Origin of the sequence: Streptomyces sp. NPDC035033, from assembly GCF_040636735.1 — a bacterium.
Classification (GTDB): domain Bacteria; phylum Actinomycetota; class Actinomycetes; order Streptomycetales; family Streptomycetaceae; genus Streptomyces.
The window spans coordinates 62,697-77,960 of sequence record NZ_JBEZUZ010000018.1 but is presented as its reverse complement, the minus strand read 5'-3'; the positions used below and the strand labels follow the sequence as shown (position 1 = coordinate 77,960).

The 15,264-nt window shown below is 74.8% G+C and carries 16 protein-coding genes and 1 riboswitch; of the genes, 7 read left to right on the top strand and 9 right to left on the bottom strand.

Annotated features, from left to right (window positions below; all coding sequences use genetic code 11):
- The first annotated feature begins 36 nt into the window (after nucleotides 1–36).
- Nucleotides 37–789, top strand: coding sequence for an NAD(P)H-binding protein (locus AB0E83_RS10880; protein ID WP_362108844.1), 753 nt, complete (start codon nucleotides 37–39; stop codon nucleotides 787–789).
- A 13-nt stretch (nucleotides 790–802) separates the two neighbouring features.
- Here the strand turns inward: AB0E83_RS10880 and AB0E83_RS10875 are convergent, their stop codons facing one another.
- A complete protein-coding gene (locus AB0E83_RS10875) occupies nucleotides 803–1,648 on the bottom strand; it encodes a hypothetical protein (RefSeq protein WP_362108842.1) in 846 nt (281 codons plus the stop codon).
- Between the two features lie 152 nt (nucleotides 1,649–1,800).
- Between AB0E83_RS10875 and AB0E83_RS10870 the strand changes: the two genes are divergently transcribed.
- Both AB0E83_RS10870 and AB0E83_RS10865 read left to right on the top strand, forming a co-directional pair.
- Complete coding sequence (locus AB0E83_RS10870) at nucleotides 1,801–2,106, top strand: hypothetical protein (protein ID WP_362108840.1); 306 nt, start codon at nucleotides 1,801–1,803, stop codon at nucleotides 2,104–2,106.
- A 12-nt stretch (nucleotides 2,107–2,118) separates the two neighbouring features.
- Nucleotides 2,119–3,300 (top strand): glutathionylspermidine synthase family protein, encoded by a 1,182-nt coding sequence (locus tag AB0E83_RS10865; RefSeq protein WP_362108838.1) that lies wholly within the window; start codon nucleotides 2,119–2,121, stop codon nucleotides 3,298–3,300.
- Nucleotides 3,301–3,303: 3 nt separating this feature from the next.
- Here the strand turns inward: AB0E83_RS10865 and AB0E83_RS10860 are convergent, their stop codons facing one another.
- Nucleotides 3,304–3,987: a polysaccharide deacetylase family protein gene (locus AB0E83_RS10860; RefSeq protein ID WP_362108836.1), complete on the bottom strand. Its 684-nt coding sequence runs from the start codon at nucleotides 3,985–3,987 to the stop codon at nucleotides 3,304–3,306.
- A 515-nt stretch (nucleotides 3,988–4,502) separates the two neighbouring features.
- Complete coding sequence (gene rocD, locus AB0E83_RS10855) at nucleotides 4,503–5,708, bottom strand: ornithine--oxo-acid transaminase (RefSeq protein WP_362108834.1); 1,206 nt, start codon at nucleotides 5,706–5,708, stop codon at nucleotides 4,503–4,505.
- 106 nt (nucleotides 5,709–5,814) lie between these two features.
- A riboswitch (ZMP/ZTP riboswitch) is annotated at nucleotides 5,815–5,905 on the top strand.
- A gap of 63 nt (nucleotides 5,906–5,968) precedes the next feature.
- On the opposite strand from rocD, the gene glyA reads away from it, so the two are divergent.
- Entirely contained in the window at nucleotides 5,969–7,267 is a 1,299-nt protein-coding gene (gene glyA, locus AB0E83_RS10850) for a serine hydroxymethyltransferase (RefSeq protein ID WP_362108832.1), read from the top strand.
- A 30-nt stretch (nucleotides 7,268–7,297) separates the two neighbouring features.
- On the opposite strand, the gene AB0E83_RS10845 is transcribed toward glyA, so the two are convergent.
- Complete coding sequence (locus tag AB0E83_RS10845; protein ID WP_362108830.1) at nucleotides 7,298–8,083, bottom strand: hypothetical protein; 786 nt, start codon at nucleotides 8,081–8,083, stop codon at nucleotides 7,298–7,300.
- The gene (locus AB0E83_RS10840; protein ID WP_362108828.1) at nucleotides 8,076–8,681 is read right to left on the bottom strand and encodes an RNA polymerase sigma factor; all 606 of its coding nucleotides are present in this window, start codon (nucleotides 8,679–8,681) and stop codon (nucleotides 8,076–8,078) included. The genes AB0E83_RS10845 and AB0E83_RS10840 overlap by 8 nt, the downstream gene beginning before the upstream one ends.
- A gap of 56 nt (nucleotides 8,682–8,737) precedes the next feature.
- On the opposite strand from AB0E83_RS10840, the gene trpS reads away from it, so the two are divergent.
- Nucleotides 8,738–9,754, top strand: a complete 1,017-nt coding sequence (gene trpS, locus AB0E83_RS10835) for a tryptophan--tRNA ligase (protein WP_362108826.1) — start codon at nucleotides 8,738–8,740, stop codon at nucleotides 9,752–9,754.
- Between the two features lie 106 nt (nucleotides 9,755–9,860).
- Entirely contained in the window at nucleotides 9,861–10,442 is a 582-nt protein-coding gene (locus AB0E83_RS10830; RefSeq protein ID WP_362108824.1) for a 2'-5' RNA ligase family protein, read from the top strand.
- Nucleotides 10,443–10,458: 16 nt separating this feature from the next.
- Here the strand turns inward: AB0E83_RS10830 and AB0E83_RS10825 are convergent, their stop codons facing one another.
- Nucleotides 10,459–11,205 carry an SDR family NAD(P)-dependent oxidoreductase gene (locus AB0E83_RS10825; protein WP_362108822.1) on the bottom strand — a complete coding sequence of 249 codons (747 nt, stop codon included), beginning with the start codon at nucleotides 11,203–11,205 and terminating at the stop codon, nucleotides 10,459–10,461.
- A 10-nt stretch (nucleotides 11,206–11,215) separates the two neighbouring features.
- The gene (locus AB0E83_RS10820) at nucleotides 11,216–12,442 is read right to left on the bottom strand and encodes an FAD-binding protein (protein ID WP_362108878.1); all 1,227 of its coding nucleotides are present in this window, start codon (nucleotides 12,440–12,442) and stop codon (nucleotides 11,216–11,218) included.
- 125 nt (nucleotides 12,443–12,567) lie between these two features.
- On the opposite strand from AB0E83_RS10820, the gene AB0E83_RS10815 reads away from it, so the two are divergent.
- Complete coding sequence (locus AB0E83_RS10815) at nucleotides 12,568–13,584, top strand: YihY/virulence factor BrkB family protein (RefSeq protein WP_362108821.1); 1,017 nt, start codon at nucleotides 12,568–12,570, stop codon at nucleotides 13,582–13,584.
- Here the strand turns inward: AB0E83_RS10815 and AB0E83_RS10810 are convergent.
- Nucleotides 13,499–14,824, bottom strand: a complete 1,326-nt coding sequence (locus tag AB0E83_RS10810) for a D-alanyl-D-alanine carboxypeptidase (protein WP_362108819.1) — start codon at nucleotides 14,822–14,824, stop codon at nucleotides 13,499–13,501. The two genes, AB0E83_RS10815 and AB0E83_RS10810, sit on opposite strands and share 86 nt — an antisense overlap.
- A gap of 115 nt (nucleotides 14,825–14,939) precedes the next feature.
- Nucleotides 14,940–15,179, bottom strand: a complete 240-nt coding sequence (locus AB0E83_RS10805) for a hypothetical protein (protein ID WP_362108817.1) — start codon at nucleotides 15,177–15,179, stop codon at nucleotides 14,940–14,942.
- Nucleotides 15,180–15,264: the final 85 nt, after the last annotated feature.

The window sequence follows — 15,264 nt, the reverse complement described above, 5'->3', positions numbered from 1 at the left end:
CACGGGGGAGCGCCCGCGTCCGGAAGGAGACCGGGGATGACGACGGCGAGGAAGACGATCCTGGTCACGGGAGCCACCGGCACCCTCGGCAGGCCGCTGTGCGCGCGGCTCGCCGCCGACGGGCACGAGGTGCGCGAGCTGAGCCGGAACTCCCGGGAACACCCCGTCGACCTGCGGCGGGGGACCGGCCTCGACGCGGCCCTGGCGGGCGTCGACACCGTCGTGCACTGCGCGTCCAGCCCGCGCGGCGGCGACGAGGAGGCGGCCCGCCACCTGATCGCGGCGGCCCGCCGGGCCGGGGTCGGCCACCTCGTGTACATCTCGATCGTCGGCGTCGACCGGGTGCCGCTCGGCTACTACCGCGCCAAGTTCGCGGTGGAGCGGCTGGTCGAGGAGTCCGGTCTCGGCTGGACCGTGCTGCGGGCCACCCAGTTCCACGACCTGGTGGAGGGGATCCTGGCGGGGGCGGCGAAGGTCCCGCTGGTCCTGCCCGTCCCGGCGGGCGTCGCCGACCAGCCGGTGGAGGTGACCGAGGTCGCCGGACGGCTCGCCGAACTCGCCGCCAGCGACCCGGCCGGCCGCGTCCCCGACCTGGGCGGCCCCGAGGTCCTCTCCTTCACGGAACTCGCCCGCGCCTACCTGGCCGCCACGGGACGCGCCCGCCGTCCGCTGCCGCTCCCGCTGGCCGGCCGGACCTACCGCGCCTTCCGGGCCGGCGGCCACCTGGCCCCGGACCGCGCCACCGGCCGGGTCACCTTCGCGCAGTACCTGAGGGAGCGGCACCGCTGAGGAACGCGGTGCGTCACCGCGGGCCGGCCGCCGCCCCCTCCTCGGCCGGGGCCGCCGCCGGGGCCTCGCCGAAGCGGGCCAGGGCCAGGGCGGCGGCCACCGCCACGGCGAAGCCGGTGACGGCGAGCCAGGCGAGGCCCTCGCGGGTCCGGTCGCCGAGCCAGACGACCCCCGCGACCGCCGGGCCGAGCGTCTCGCCCAGGACCATCCCCGCCGTCGCCGCCGTCACCGAGCCGCGCTGGAACGCCGAGGTCAGCAGCAGGAACGCCGCCCCGCCGCCGAGCAGCAGCGCCCACAGCGCCGGATCCGTCCACGCCACCCCGTCCAGGAGCCGGACCGCCACCTCCACCACCCCGAAGCCGATCCCGGAGCCGAGGCCCAGGACCAGGGCCCGGGGCCGGTCCGGGAGCCGCCCGGCCGCCGCGCCGAGCAGCAGCACCCCGGCCGCGATGCCGAGCAGCGCCCACGGCAGCGCCGCGGGACCGGCCCGGTGGCCCTCGGGGCCCGAGGCGAGCGCCAGCATGCCGAGCCCCGCGCAGACCGCCGCGACCGCGCCCCACTCGGCCCGGCTCGGCCGGACCGCGAGCATCCGGGAGGCCAGCGCCGCCGTGACCGCGAGGCTCGCGGCGAGCGCCGCGCCGACCGCGTACAGGGGGAGCCTCCGCAGGGCCACGACCTCCAGGAGGAAGCCGAGGCCGTCGAGGGCGAGGCCGGTGACGTACCGCCACCGCCGCACCGCCCGCCACAGCAGCCCGAGGTCCACCCCGCTGCCCGTCCCCGGCGCGGCCGAACGGGCCGCGGCGGCCTGGAAGACGGTGGCCGCACCGAAGCACAGGGACGAACCGAGCGCGCAAACCATACCCAAGAGCACAAAGCGACTCTAGGTGCGAGGGCCGGAAACGAGCGGCCTACACTGTGCGGTCGCGAGGCGCGCGGTCATACGAACGGCCGCGCGGAGGTGCCCCGCGCACACGAGGTGCGCGCGGTCGCGCGAAGGGGAGGGCGAGGGACATGCGGAGGCTCAGGTCGAGCACGGTGGTGCTCGGCGGTATGGGCGTGCTCGCGGCGACGATCACCGCCTGCGGCGCCGAACCCGACCGCCGGTGCGCGGACCCGGTGACGCTGGAGGAACTTCCGGGCTACCGGTGCGAGACCGGCGACGACGATGACGACGACGGCTCGACCACCCGCGGCGCCTACTACTACGGCGGCAAGGTCCGCGACGCGCGCGTCACCGGCGGCAGCTTCGACCGGAAGGCCGTCGACACCGGCGGCTTCGGCTGCTCGTCCTCCGGGTCCTCCCGGTCCGGCGGCTGAGGCGCGGGCGCCATGGAACGGCACACCATCGAGCCCCGTCCGGGCTGGCAGGAGACCGTCGAGGAGCAGGGGCTCGTCTACCCCCTGACCCGCTACCCGGACGGCTCGCTGCGCCCCTACTGGGACGAGAGCGCGTACTACTCCTTCACGCTGCCCGAGGTGGAGGCGCTGGAGGAGGTCGTCGAGGAGCTGCACGCCATGTGCCTCGCGGCGGCCGCGCACATCGTCGAGCGGGATCGTTTCGCCGACCTCGGGATCACCGATCCCCGCGTCGCGGAACGGGTGGCCGAGTCCTGGCACCGCCGCGCCGAACTCCCCTCCCTCTACGCCCGGTTCGACCTCGTCTACGACGGCACGGGCCCGGCGAGGATGCTGGAGTACAACGCGGACACGCCGACCTCCCTGGTGGAGGCGGCGAGCCCGCAGTGGTTCTGGATGGAGGAGCGGTTCCCCGGCGCCGACCAGTGGAACTCGCTCCACGAGCGGCTCGTCGACGCCTGGAAGCGGCAGGCGCCGCTGCTGCCGCCCGGCCCCGTCCACTTCGCCCACTCGGAGGCCGACGAGCTCGGCGAGGACCTGATGACGGTCGCGTACCTGCGCGAGACCGCCGCCCAGGCCGGGCTCGCCACCGAGGCGCTCTCCGTCCAGCGGATCGGCTGGGACCGGCTCTCCCGCCGCTTCGTCGACGACAAACTGCGGTTCATCCGCAGCTGCTTCAAGCTCTACCCGTGGGAGTGGCTGGTCACCGACCCCTTCGGCAAGCACGTCCTGTCCACCCTGGACAACGGCGGCGGCTCCGGCACCACCTGCTGGATCGAGCCCGCCTGGAAGATGCTGCTCTCCAACAAGGCGCTCCTCGCGATCCTCTGGGAGCTGTACCCGGACCACCCGAACCTGCTGCCCGCCTACCTCGACGGACCGCGCGAACTGGCCGCCACCACCGGCTGGGCGGCCAAGCCGCTGCTCGGCCGGGAGGGCGCCGGCGTCACCCTGCACGAGGCCGGCGCCGAGCCCGTCGTCCGCGACGAGCCCTGCTGCTACCAGGCCCTGGCCCCGCTGCCCGACTTCGACGGCAACCGCACGCTGCTCGGCGCCTGGGTCGTCGGGGACGAGGCCGCGGGGCTCGGCATCCGGGAGTCGGAGGGCCCGATCACCGACGAGTACGCCCGCTTCCTCCCGCACGTCATCCTCTGACGCTCACTCCGGCACGTACTCCCGCAGCGGCGCGGGCCTCAGGCCGGCCGCGTCGGCGAGGGCCAGCACCCGCTCCAGGTCCTGCTCCAGCGTCTCGTTGAAGTGCAGCAGGACGATGTCGCCGGCCTTCAGCTCCGGTGCCGGCGGCGTCCACCCGCCCCAGGTGGTGAGGTCGTGCGTCCACGTCACCACGGCCTTCGCCCCGCAGGCGCGGGCGGTGGTCCGGGTGGCCGCGTCGTACGCCCCGTACGGCGGGCGCAGCAGCCGCGGCCCGTCGCCGAACTCGGCGAGGTGCGCGTCCCGCGCCCCGCAGACTTCCGCCCTCTGACCGTCCGCGTCGAGCGCGGTGAGGTCCGGGTGGCCGACCGTGTGGTTCTCGACCCGCGCCGGCCCCTGGTCGAGCAGCCGGTGGAAGTAACCGGAGTCGTACGCGTACGCCCCCGGGAGCAGGAAGAGCGAGGCCGGCACCCGGCGGTCGAGCAGCAGCCGCGCGGCGGCGGGGTCGTGGAACCAGCCGTCGTCGATGGTCACGAAGACGACCGGGTCCGTCGTCTCGACCCGGGAGACCACGGGCACGGGCTCCGGCCAGGCGGCCGCCGCCTGCGGGGCGGTGGCCCCGAGGAGGGCGAGGGGGAGGAGGGCGGCGAGTGCGGCGCGTGCGGCGGGACGCGGACGGAGTCTCGGCATGCCCGCCACATTGGCCTAGACCAACCCCCCTGTCAACGCCCCGCCTTCCCCCTGCAAGCCCTGCGAGCTCCCACCCGCCGCCGCCTGCGCGGGCCCGCACCCGGCCGTCCCGTGCGAGCCCGCACCCGCCGCCCCTGCGGGCTGCGCCCGCTTCCCCACGTGGGCCGCGCCCCGTCGCCCCGTGTGGGCTGCACCCCCGTCCCTGTGGGCAGGCGTCCCGCAGGGCGGGACGGGTGGGCACAGGGACGGCGCCCCGTGCCGGGCCAAGGCTTTCCGGGCCTGGGCCCGCACCCGGTGCGCGGCGCACTTGTGGTGCGGGTTCAGGCCCGGTCGCGGAGGCACCCGCAAGGGTGCCGTTCCGTTGTGCCCACCCGTTCCGCCCCAGCGGAACGCCTGCCCACAACGAAACGGCGCGGCGGCACCGCAACCAACCCCGCCGGGCGCAGCCCACAGCGGAGCGGCGCGGGCGCAGCTCGCGACGGAGCGGCCGGGCGCAGCCCGTGACGGGGGTGGGGTCAGGGGGTGAGGACGGTTCGGAGGTGGTTCAGGCCCCAGTCGAGGTCCTCCTTCGAGATCACCAGCGGCGGCGCGATCCGGATCGTCGCCCCATGGGTGTCCTTCACCAGCACCCCCCGCTCCATCAGCCGCTCCGAGACCTCCCGCCCCGTCCCCCGTCCCGGCGCGATGTCCACGCCCGCCCACAGGCCCCGGCCCCGCACCGCCTCCACCGCTCCGCCGCCCACGAGCAGCCCCAGCTCCGCGTGCAGGTGCTCGCCGAGCTCCGTCGCCCGCTGCTGGTACTCCCCGGTCCGCAGCATCGCGATCACCTCCAGGGCCACCGCGCACGCCAGCGGGTTCCCGCCGAAGGTCGAACCGTGCTCGCCCGGCCGGAAGACGCCCAGCACGTCCGCGTCCGCGACCACCGCCGACACCGGCACCACGCCGCCGCCCAGCGCCTTGCCCAGGATGTACACGTCCGGGACCACCCCGTCGTGCTCGCAGGCGAAGGTCCTCCCGGTGCGGCCCAGGCCCGACTGGATCTCGTCCGCCATGAACAGCACGTTCCGCCGGGCCGTCAGCTCCCGCACCCCGCGCAGGTATCCGGCCGGCGGGACCAGCACCCCGGCCTCGCCCTGGATCGGTTCGAGCAGCACCGCCACCGTGTTCTCGGTGACCGCCGCGTCGAGGGCCGTCAGGTCGCCGTACGGCACGATCTCGAAGCCCGGCGTGTACGGCCCGAAGTGGTCCCGGGCCTCGTGGTCGGTGGAGAACGAGACGATCGTCGTCGTCCGGCCGTGGAAGTTGTTCCCCGCCACCACGATCTTCGCGTGCCCGTCCGGCACGCCCTTCACCTCGTACCCCCACTTCCGGGCCGTCTTCACGGCCGTCTCGACCGCCTCCGCCCCGGTGTTCATCGGCAGCACCATCTCCTTGCCGCACAGCTCCGCCAGCCGCGCGCAGAACTCGGCGAACCGGTCGTGCTGGAAGGCCCGCGAGGTGAGCGTCACCCGGTCCAGCTGGGCCTTCGCCGCCTCGATCAGACGGCGGTTGCCGTGCCCGAAGTTCAGCGCCGAGTAACCGGCGAGCATGTCCAGGAAGCGGCGCCCCTCGACATCGGTCATCCAGGCCCCCTCGGCGGAGGCGACGACGACGGGCAGGGGGTGGTAGTTGTGGGCGCTGTGCGCGTCCGCGGCAGCGATCTCGTCTTGCGTTCTCGACACGGGATCTCCGATCGTCCTGCGGCCGGGGTGTGTGGTGGCCCCTTCTTATCGTCGCTCGCATCCCGGACGAAGAAACCTCGGGCGACGGCGCGCCCGCTAGTCTGTGAACACGCACGGCGACTGGCGTACGGGGAAGCGACCCCGGGGGAGCCGCGCGCGCCCCACCACACGAGGTGCCGCTCGCCTGGGCATCACGGGACCGCCCCGCGTCCCGTGCGGCACCCGCCCCGGGACGTACCGACGTACTCCCGGAGGAAGACGTGACCACGCTCCAGCAGGCCACCGGCCACCCCGCCCGCGCCACCGGCCACCCCGCCCTCACCGCCGCCGATCCCGAGCTCGCCGCCCTCGTCGGCGCCGAGGAACGGCTCCAGGCCGACACCCTGCGCCTCATCCCCAGCGAGAACTACGTCTCCGCCGCCGTCCTCGAAGCCTCCGGCACCGTCCTCCAGAACAAGTACAGCGAGGGCTACCCCGGCCGCCGCTACTACGAGGGCCAGCAGGTCGTCGACCAGGTCGAGACCCTCGCGGTCGAGCGCGCCAAGGCCCTCTTCGGCGTCGACCACGCCAACGTCCAGCCCTACTCCGGCTCCCCGGCCAACCTCGCCGTCTACCTCGCCTTCGCGAAGCCCGGCGACACCGTCATGGGCATGGCCCTGCCGATGGGCGGTCACCTCACCCACGGCTGGGGCGTCTCCGCCACCGGCTCCTGGTTCCGCGGCGTCCAGTACGGCGTCCGCCCGGAGACCGGCCGCGTCGACTACGACCAGGTCCGCGACCTCGCCCTCGCCGAACGACCCAAGATCATCTTCTGTGGTGGCACCGCCCTGCCCCGCACCATCGACTTCGCCGCCTTCGGCGAGATCGCCCGCGAGGCCGGCGCCGTCCTCGTCGCCGACATCGCCCACATCGCCGGCCTGGTGGCCGGCGGCGCCCACCCCTCCCCGGTGGGCCACGTCGACGTGATCTCCACGACCACCCACAAGACCCTCCGGGGCCCGCGCGGCGCCATGCTGATGTCCACCGAGGAGCACGCCAAGGCCCTCGACAAGGCCGTCTTCCCCGGCCTCCAGGGCGGCCCGCACAACCAGACCACCGCCGCCATCGCCGTCGCCCTGCGCGAGGCCGCCCAGCCCTCCTTCCGCACCTACGCCCACGCCGTCGTCGCCAACGCCAAGGCCCTCGCCGACGCCCTCCTCGCCCGCGGCTTCGACCTGGTCTCCGGCGGCACCGACAACCACCTGATCCTGATGGACCTCACCTCCCGGCAGGTCCCCGGCAAGACCGCCGCCCGGGCCCTCGACCGGGCCGGCATCGTCACCAACTACAACACCGTCCCCTTCGACCCGCGGAAGCCCTTCGACCCCTCCGGCCTCCGCATCGGCACCCCCTCCCTCACCTCCCGCGGCCTCACCACGGACCACATGGACCAGGTCGCCGCGTGGATCGACCGCGCCGTCACCGCCGCCGCGGCCGGGGACGAGGAGGCCCTCGCCACCGTCCGCGCCGAGGTCGCCGACCTGATGGCCGCCCACCCGGCCCCGGGCCTGCCCGCCTAGCACCCGCCCCGGGCACCGCCCCGGTACCGCCTACCGGACGGAGGACGCGACCCGCAGCGCCTCCGTCCGGTCCGGTATCCCCTCCAGCCGGAGCGTCAGACCGGACGACGGCCGCACCCACAGCAGCGTCGGCCCCGCCGCCCGCGCCTCATGGCTCCACCGGCCGTCGGCCGAGACGAGCGGGAACGTCAGCCGGTGCGGCTCCGCGAACCAGTACGCCGCCGTCCCGTCCGCGAGCACCACCGGCTCCGGCTGCACCCGTGTCTCCTTGACGAAGCCGGGGTCCAGCTCGCCCGGGAACTCGTCCAGCCGGACCACCGCCCCCTCCGCCGACCGCCAGCAGACGCCCACCACCGCCCTCGGCGCCCGCCCCGTCACCGACGTGACCGCCCCGGCCACCCCCTCCGGTAGCAGCGGCGCGAACCCGGCCTCCCGGGCCGCCTCCGCCCCCGCCACCGGCTCCGGACACCCCGGAACCCCCGCCGGAGCCACCGGCGGCGCCCCCGGCACGTACTCCACCGTCACCCCGCCGACGCCCAGCCACTCCACCACCGCCGCCCGCACCGGCGGCGTCAGCACCGCCACCACCAGCACCCCGGACAGCGCCGCGAGCAGCGCCCGCCACCGCCGCCGCAGCCACCCCCACCGCTCCGGCTCCGGCTCCCGCTCCACCACCGGCACCGGCACGTGCTCGGCGAGGAGCTGGGCCAGCACCCGCTCCGCCATCGACTCCCCGTCCACGTCCGGCACCCGCAGCGACCGCCCGAGCTCCCGCAGCTCCTCCGGCAGCCCCCCGGACCCCTCGTCCTCACGCACGCCCCTCACCTCCCTCCGCTCCCTCCGCCGTCCCCAGGGCCGCCCCGAGCCGCTTCAGCGCCCGGCTCAGCCGCGACTTCACCGTCCCCCGGGGCACCCCCAGCGCCTCGGCCGTCTCCGCCTCGTCCAGCTCCAGCAGATAGCGGTGCACCACCACCCGCCGGTGCTCCTCCGGCAGCCCCTCCAGCGCCGCCCACAACCGCCGGCGCCGCTCGCCGTCCACCGCCGCCACCGCCGGGTCCGCCGACTCCGGTATCAGCGGCTCGCCCGCGAGCAGCTCCGCCTCCCGCCCCGCCACCGCCCGCTGCCGGCCCGCCGAACGCAGTGTGTTCCTCGTCTCATTGGCCACGATGCTCAGCAGCCACGGCCGGAAGGACGCCCCCTCCCGGAAACTCCCCAGCGAGCGGTACGCCTTGAAGAACGCCGCCTGCACCACGTCCTCGGCCTCCGCGCCCGCTCCGCACACCACCGCCGCCCGCAGCGCCACCGCCGTGTGCGCGCGGACCAGCTCCGCGTACGCCTCCGGCTCTCCGGCGCGCACCCGGGCGATCACGGCGCTCTCGTCGACGACGGCCGAGCCCCCCTCCCGTGTCCTCACACTCTTGGTACACCGGCAGTCCGGGATCGGTTCCCACACCTGAGAGAATGATGTGCATGGCCTCTGATCCTCGTCCTCGTGCGCTCTCCGGGATCCAGCCCACCGCGGGCTCGTTCCACCTCGGCAACTACCTCGGTGCGATCAGGCAGTACGTCGCGCTGCAGGAGTCGCACGACGCCTTCTACATGGTCGTCGACCTGCACGCCATCACGGTCCCGCAGGACCCGGCCGAGCTCCGCGCCAACACCCGGTTCGCCGCCGCCCAGCTCCTCGCGGCCGGCCTCGACCCGGAGCGCTGCACCCTCTTCGTCCAGAGCCACGTCCCCGAGCACGCGCAGCTCGGCTGGGTCATGAACTGCCTCACCGGCTTCGGCGAGGCCTCCCGCATGACCCAGTTCAAGGACAAGTCCGCCAAGCAGGGCGCCGACCGCGCCACGGTCGGCCTCTTCACCTACCCGATCCTCCAGGTCGCGGACATCCTCCTCTACCAGGCCGCCCACGTGCCGGTCGGCGAGGACCAGCGCCAGCACATCGAGCTCACCCGCGACCTCGCGGAGCGCTTCAACGGCCGCTTCGGCGACACCTTCACGGTCCCGGCGCCGTACATCGTCAAGGAGACCGGCAAGATCTACGACCTCCAGGACCCGACGATCAAGATGAGCAAGTCGGCGTCCACGCCGAAGGGCCTGATCAACCTCCTGGACGACCCCAAGGTCACCGCCAAGAAGGTCAAGAGCGCCGTCACCGACACCGACACGGTGATCCGCTTCGACCCGGAGAACAAGGCGGGCGTCTCCAACCTCCTCGTGATCATGTCCACCCTCACGGACACCAGCATCGAGGACCTGGAGAAGAGCTACGAGGGCAAGATGTACGGCGCCCTCAAGACCGACCTCGCCGAGGTCATGGTGGACTTCGTCACCCCCTTCCGGGCCCGTACCCAGGAATACCTGGACGACCCGGAGACGCTGGACTCGGTCCTGGCCAAGGGCGCGGAGAAGGCCCGCGCCGTCGCCGCCGAGACCCTGGCGCAGACGTACGACAGGATCGGCTTCCTGCCCGCGAAGCACTGACGCGGCACGGGGGTCCGAGGACCCTGGCCATCAGGGTGGTGCAGGCCGCACACTGGCGGCTGCACCACCGCACACCGACCCGACCCGGACGACGGAGGAGAACGACGTGGGGACCGTAACGCTCGGCGTTTCGATCGCGGTCCCGGAGCCTCACGGCAGCCTGCTCCAGGAGCGGCGCGCGGGCTTCGGCGACCCCGCCGCGCACGCCATCCCCACCCACGTCACCCTCGTCCCGCCGACCGAGGTCGACCAGGACCGGCTGCCGGAGATCGAGGCGCACCTCGCCGGCGTCGCCGCCGACTGGCTCCCCTTCGGGATCCGGCTGAGCGGCACCGGCACCTTCCGCCCGCTCTCGCCCGTGGTCTTCGTCACCCTCGCCGAGGGCGCGACCGGCTGCGACCGGCTCCAGGCCCGCCTCCGGGAGGAGGGGGGACCGCTCGTCCGCGAGCTCCAGTTCCCCTACCACCCGCACGTCACCGTCGCCCACGGCATCGCCGAGGACGCCATGGACCGGGCCTACGAGGAACTGGCCGGCTACGAGGCCGCCTGGACCTGCTCCTCCTTCGCCCTGTACGAGCAGGGCGCGGACGGCGTCTGGCGCAAGCTGTACGACTACGAGTTCGGCAGCGGCCGCCCGGTCTCCGCCGTCCCGGCCCAGGGCGGCAGCCCGGTCCGCTCGACCTCCTGAGCGGAGCCCGTACGGCTCACACCGGCAGCCGCCGGTGCAGCGGCCGCGGCACGTGCCGCAGCGCCGACGCCACGAGCCGCAGCGACCCCGGCACCCACACCGTCTCCGAGCGGCGCCGCAGCCCCAGCTCGATCGCGCCCGCGACCGCCTCCGGGGTGGTCGCCGCCGGCGCCTCCGGCCGCCCCGGCGCGCGCACGGAGCAGGACCGCACCACCATCACGTGCACCCCCGTCCCGTGCAGCGCGTCCCCCAGCCCCTGCGCGAACACGTCGAGCCCCGCCTTCGACGAGCCGTAGATGAAGTCGGCGCGCCGCCCCCGCTCGCCCGCCACCGACGACAGCACCACCAGCGAACCGTGCCCCTGCGCCTGGAGCGCCCCCGCGCACACCAGCCCCGCCGAGACCGCCCCCGTGTAGTTGGTCTGCGCGACCCGCACCGCGGCGGCCGGATCGGCCTCGTCGCGCGCCTGGTCGCCGAGGACCCCGAAGGCCAGCAGCACCAGGTCGACGTCCCCCTCGGCGAACACCGCCCCGAGCCGCTCCGGATGCGCGCCGGTGTCGAGCGCGTCGAACGGCACCACCCGCACCTCGGCCCCGAGCCCGCGCAGCGACGCGGCCGCCTCCGCCAGCCCGGGGGAGGGCCGGCCGGCCAGCCACACCGTCCGGGTCCGGCGGGCGATCAGCCGGCGCGCGGCGGCCAGCCCGATCGCGGACGTGCCGCCGAGCAGCAGCAGGGACTGCGGGGCACCGAAAGCGTCCTTCACGACAACACTCCTAGAGGCCGAGACGGCGGGAGAGGTCCGAGCGGAACACGGACCGGGGATCGAGCGAGGACCGCAGCGCGCGGAAGGCGTCGAGCCGCGGATACATGACGGGCAGCAGTGCGGGCCGCAGCCGGGCGTCCTCGGCGAGGCAGACCCGCCCGCCGGCCGCCGCCACCCGCTCGTCGAGGACGTCGAGGAACCGTCCCAGCCCCCGCGCGCCCGCCGGCACGTCGAACCCGAGGCACCAGCCGCGCACCGGGAACGCCAGCGGACCGGCCCCCGCCGCCCCGACCCGCTCCACGCGCGCGTGCCGGGCGGCCCGGACGGGGGAGCGCCGGTCCGCGAGCAGTGCCAGAAGCCCCCGCAGCGCCTCCTCGCGCCCCTCCGGCACGGCGCACCGGTACCGCACGAAGGGAGCGCGCCCGAAGCCGTACGAGGGCGCCACGCGCGCGCGTACGAGCCCCGGCAGCGGCCGCAGCCCGCCGCCCCTCCCCAGCGGCGCCGGGAAGGCGGGCGGCAGGGCCAGCGGCGCGCGGCGGGCCCGGTGGCCGCGGGGGAGACCGGCGTACGGGACCGGGGCGGCGGTCGTGAGGACGGCGCGGCCCCGGCCGGTCAGCTCGACCCGGGCCCGCGCGTACGGCTCCGGGGGCGCGCCGCCGCCGGTCCAGTGGGCGAGCAGCGCGTCGGCGTCGCGGAAACGGGCGGTCCGCTCCCGCAGGAACGCCGTCTCGACGGGCCGCAGGGCCAGCGTCACCGAGAGCACCACCCCGGTGAGGCCGAGCCCGCCGACGGTCGCGTCGAAGAGCGGTTCGCCGCGCCGGACGGTCCTGGACTCCCCGTCGGCGCCGAGGAGTTCGAGCGCCTCGACGCCGTTCCCGTACCCCGTGGCGACCGCCCCGCCGGCCGTCCAGCCGCCCGCCCCCGCCCGCGGCCGGAGGCCGAGCGGCAGCAAGACCCGGGCGAGCGCGCCCAGTTCCGCCCCGGCCTCGCACACCACCGTGCCGGCCGCCCCGTCGAGCCCGCGGATCCGGTCGAGACCGGTCAGGTCCAGGACCGTCCCGCCCGCGTTCTGCGCCGCGTCCCCACAGGACCGGCCGCGCCCGCGGGCGACGGCGCCGCGCGGTCCCCGGCCGAGGACCGCCCCGGCGGCCTCGGCGGCCGAGCGGGGCCGGGCGAGCAGCGCGAGCGAGGGCGCGGTGCGCCCGGCGCCCGTGAGGGACACGACGTCGTCGTCCAGGAGGAGGGGTTCGACAGCCATGGGGCGAAGGTATAGCCGCGTATGCCCCTTATGTCGGCATTGTGGGGCCTGTCGTGCGGTGTCGGTCCCCGCTCCCCGCGCCCGACCGGGGGATCCTCGACGACATGGACTGGCTGACCAAGCTCCCCGTCATCGGCCCCTGGATCGCCCGGCTGATGAGAACGCACGCCTGGCGCTCCTACGAACGGCTCGACGAGGTGCACTGGAGCCGGCTCGCCGCCGCCATCACCTTCCTCTCCTTCCTCGCCCTCTTCCCGCTCATCACGGTCGCCGCCGCGATCGGCGCCGCGCTGCTCACCGACGACCAGCTCGACCGGATCGAGCGGAAGCTCTCCGACCAGGTCCCCGGCATCTCCGACCAGCTCGACATCGGCGGCCTCGTCGACAACGCCGGAACCGTCGGCCTCGTCGCCGGCGCCCTGCTGCTCTTCACCGGCATCGGCTGGATCGGCTCGATGCGGGACTGCCTGCGGGCGGTCTGGCGCAACGACGACGCCGACGAGGGCAACCCCGTGGTCCGCAAGGGCAAGGACGCGGTCGTCCTGGTCGGCCTCGGCGGCGTCGCCCTCTGCTCGCTCGCCGCCTCCTGGCTCGGCTCCACCGCCGTCGGCTGGACCGCCGACCGGATCGGGCTCCCGCGCGACGGCGCGGGCGGCGTACTGCTCCAGACCGCCGCCGTGCTCGTCGCCGTCGCCGCCGACTTCCTGATCCTGCTCTACGTCCTCAAGCCGCTGCCCGGCGTCGACCCGCCGCGCCGCCGCCTGGTGGTGGCCGCGCTGATCGGCGCGGTCGGCTTCGAACTCCTGAAGCTGCTGCTCGGCGGCTACATGCGGGAGGTCGCGGCGAAGTCGATGTACGGGGCCTTCGGCGTGCCGGTGGCCCTGCTGCTGTGGATCAACTTCACCGCGAAACTCCTGCTGTTCTGCTCCGCGTGGACGGCCGTGGACTCCGCCGACGACTCCGCCGACGGGGCCGCCGGCAAGTCCGCCGACGACTCCGCCGACGGTGCTCCGGAGGACACCTCCCGCCCGGCCGCTACGGATTCACGTCCGGGTCCGGGGCGGCCGTCCGGGAACGCCGGCGGAGGCCCGCACCGCCCACCGCGGGCCAGCGGCGGTTGACGAGGAAGACCGCCCCCGCCAGCAGCACCATCACCCCGCCCGCGACGGCGAGCGCGATCCCGATCCCGCCCGAACTCCTCTCGGCGGCGGCCGCGACCGCCGGCCTGCCCGTCTCCGGCTTCTTGCCCGGCGCCGCCGCGCCCGTCTCCGTACCGCCCGACGGCCGCGCCACCGGCCGCGCGCTCTTCGGCGGCACCAGCTCGCCCACCGGCGTCACCTTCCCGGACGCCGCGAACCCCCAGTCGAGCAGCCGCGCGGCCTCCTTGTAGACCGCGTGCTGCTCCTTCGACGAGGGGTTCATCACGGTGACGAGCAGCACCCGCCCGTTGCGCTCGGCGACCCCGGTGAAGGTGGCGCCCGCGTGCGTGGTGTTGCCGTTCTTCACCCCGGCGATGCCCTGGTACGGGGCGATGCCGAAGTCGCCGGTCAGCAGCCGGTTGGTGTTCTGGATCTCGAAGGTCTCGCGCTTCTTGCCGGGCTTCGCCTCGCCGGGGAAGGCCGCGCGCGGGGTGGCCGCGTACTCCCGGAAGTCCGGCTTCTGCATGCCGCTGCGGGCGATCAGCGTCAGGTCGTACGCCGACGAGACCTGCCCCGGGGCGTCGTAGCCGTCCGGCGACTTGACGTGCGTGTCGAGCGCCTGGAGCTCGACCGCGCGCGCGTTCATCTCGGTCACGGTCTTGTTGAGGCCCTGGTTCATCCGGGTCAGGACGTGCACGGCGTCGTTCCCCGACCGCAGGAAGACCCCCAGCCACAGGTCCCGGACCGTGTAGCTCTGCTTCTCCTTTATCCCCACGAGGCTGGAGCCCACGCCGACCCCGGCGAGGTCCCCCGCGGTCACCAGGTGGGTCCGCGTCTTGTCCGGGAACTTCGGCAGCAGGGTGTCCGCGAAGAGCATCTTCAGCGTCGAGGCGGGCGCGAGCCGCCAGTGCGCGTTGTGCGAGGCCAGCACCGCGCCGCTCTCCGCGTCCGCCACGATCCACGACCGCGCCGACAGGTCCTTCGGCAGCACCGGCGCCCCGGCCCCCAGCTTCACCTGGGTCCCCGGCTGCCCCAGCAGCACCCCGCCCACCGACGACATGTTCGGCGGCGGCTTCGGCTGCTCGTCCTTCTTCTTCGCAGGCGCCTTCGTGGTGGCCCCCGGCTTGACCGGTTCGTCCGCGTGAGCGGGCCCGGCGGCGATCGCGAGCGGAAGCAACAGTGCGGCGGCGACCGCACCAGCGGTCCTGTTCGAAGCAGACACGATCGAGAACGTACATCCCCGTACCGCCGAGCCGAACCCCGCGGGGCGTTTCACCCCCACTCCTCCACCCGGACGCGGGCCTGCCCGGCCGTCACCCCCGCGTGCGCGGGGGCCTCTACTTGGCCGTGCCGGCCCGGACGCCCTTCAGGCCGATCACGCCGACCGCCGTCCCCAGCAGGAAGGAGGTGATCGCCAGGGCGAGGTGGACCCACAGGTAGGCCGTCGGGTCGCCGGCGTCGTCGAAGGCGAGTCCGCTCGCGTCCTTGAAGAGGTTGCGGGCGAAGGTGATCCAGATCACCCAGGACCAGACGCCGAACGCGAGCAGGAACCAGGACGTGGGTCGGTTGAGTTTCACGGATGCCCTTCCACAAGGGTAAGCGGGTCGACTCTGCCAGTATCCGTCCCGTTCCTCCTGGTCCGGCGGCCGGGGCTCTGCGCGT

Coding starts and splice junctions, on each gene's coding strand:
- AB0E83_RS10815 (WP_362108821.1), top strand. CDS start 12,568: ATGGACTGGCTGACCAAGCTCCCCGTCATCGGCCCCTGGATCGCCCGG.
- AB0E83_RS10875 (WP_362108842.1), bottom strand. CDS start 1,648: ATGGTTTGCGCGCTCGGTTCGTCCCTGTGCTTCGGTGCGGCCACCGTC.
- AB0E83_RS10880 (WP_362108844.1), top strand. CDS start 37: ATGACGACGGCGAGGAAGACGATCCTGGTCACGGGAGCCACCGGCACC.
- AB0E83_RS10860 (WP_362108836.1), bottom strand. CDS start 3,987: ATGCCGAGACTCCGTCCGCGTCCCGCCGCACGCGCCGCACTCGCCGCC.
- trpS (WP_362108826.1), top strand. CDS start 8,738: ATGGCCTCTGATCCTCGTCCTCGTGCGCTCTCCGGGATCCAGCCCACC.
- AB0E83_RS10865 (WP_362108838.1), top strand. CDS start 2,119: ATGGAACGGCACACCATCGAGCCCCGTCCGGGCTGGCAGGAGACCGTC.
- AB0E83_RS10870 (WP_362108840.1), top strand. CDS start 1,801: ATGCGGAGGCTCAGGTCGAGCACGGTGGTGCTCGGCGGTATGGGCGTG.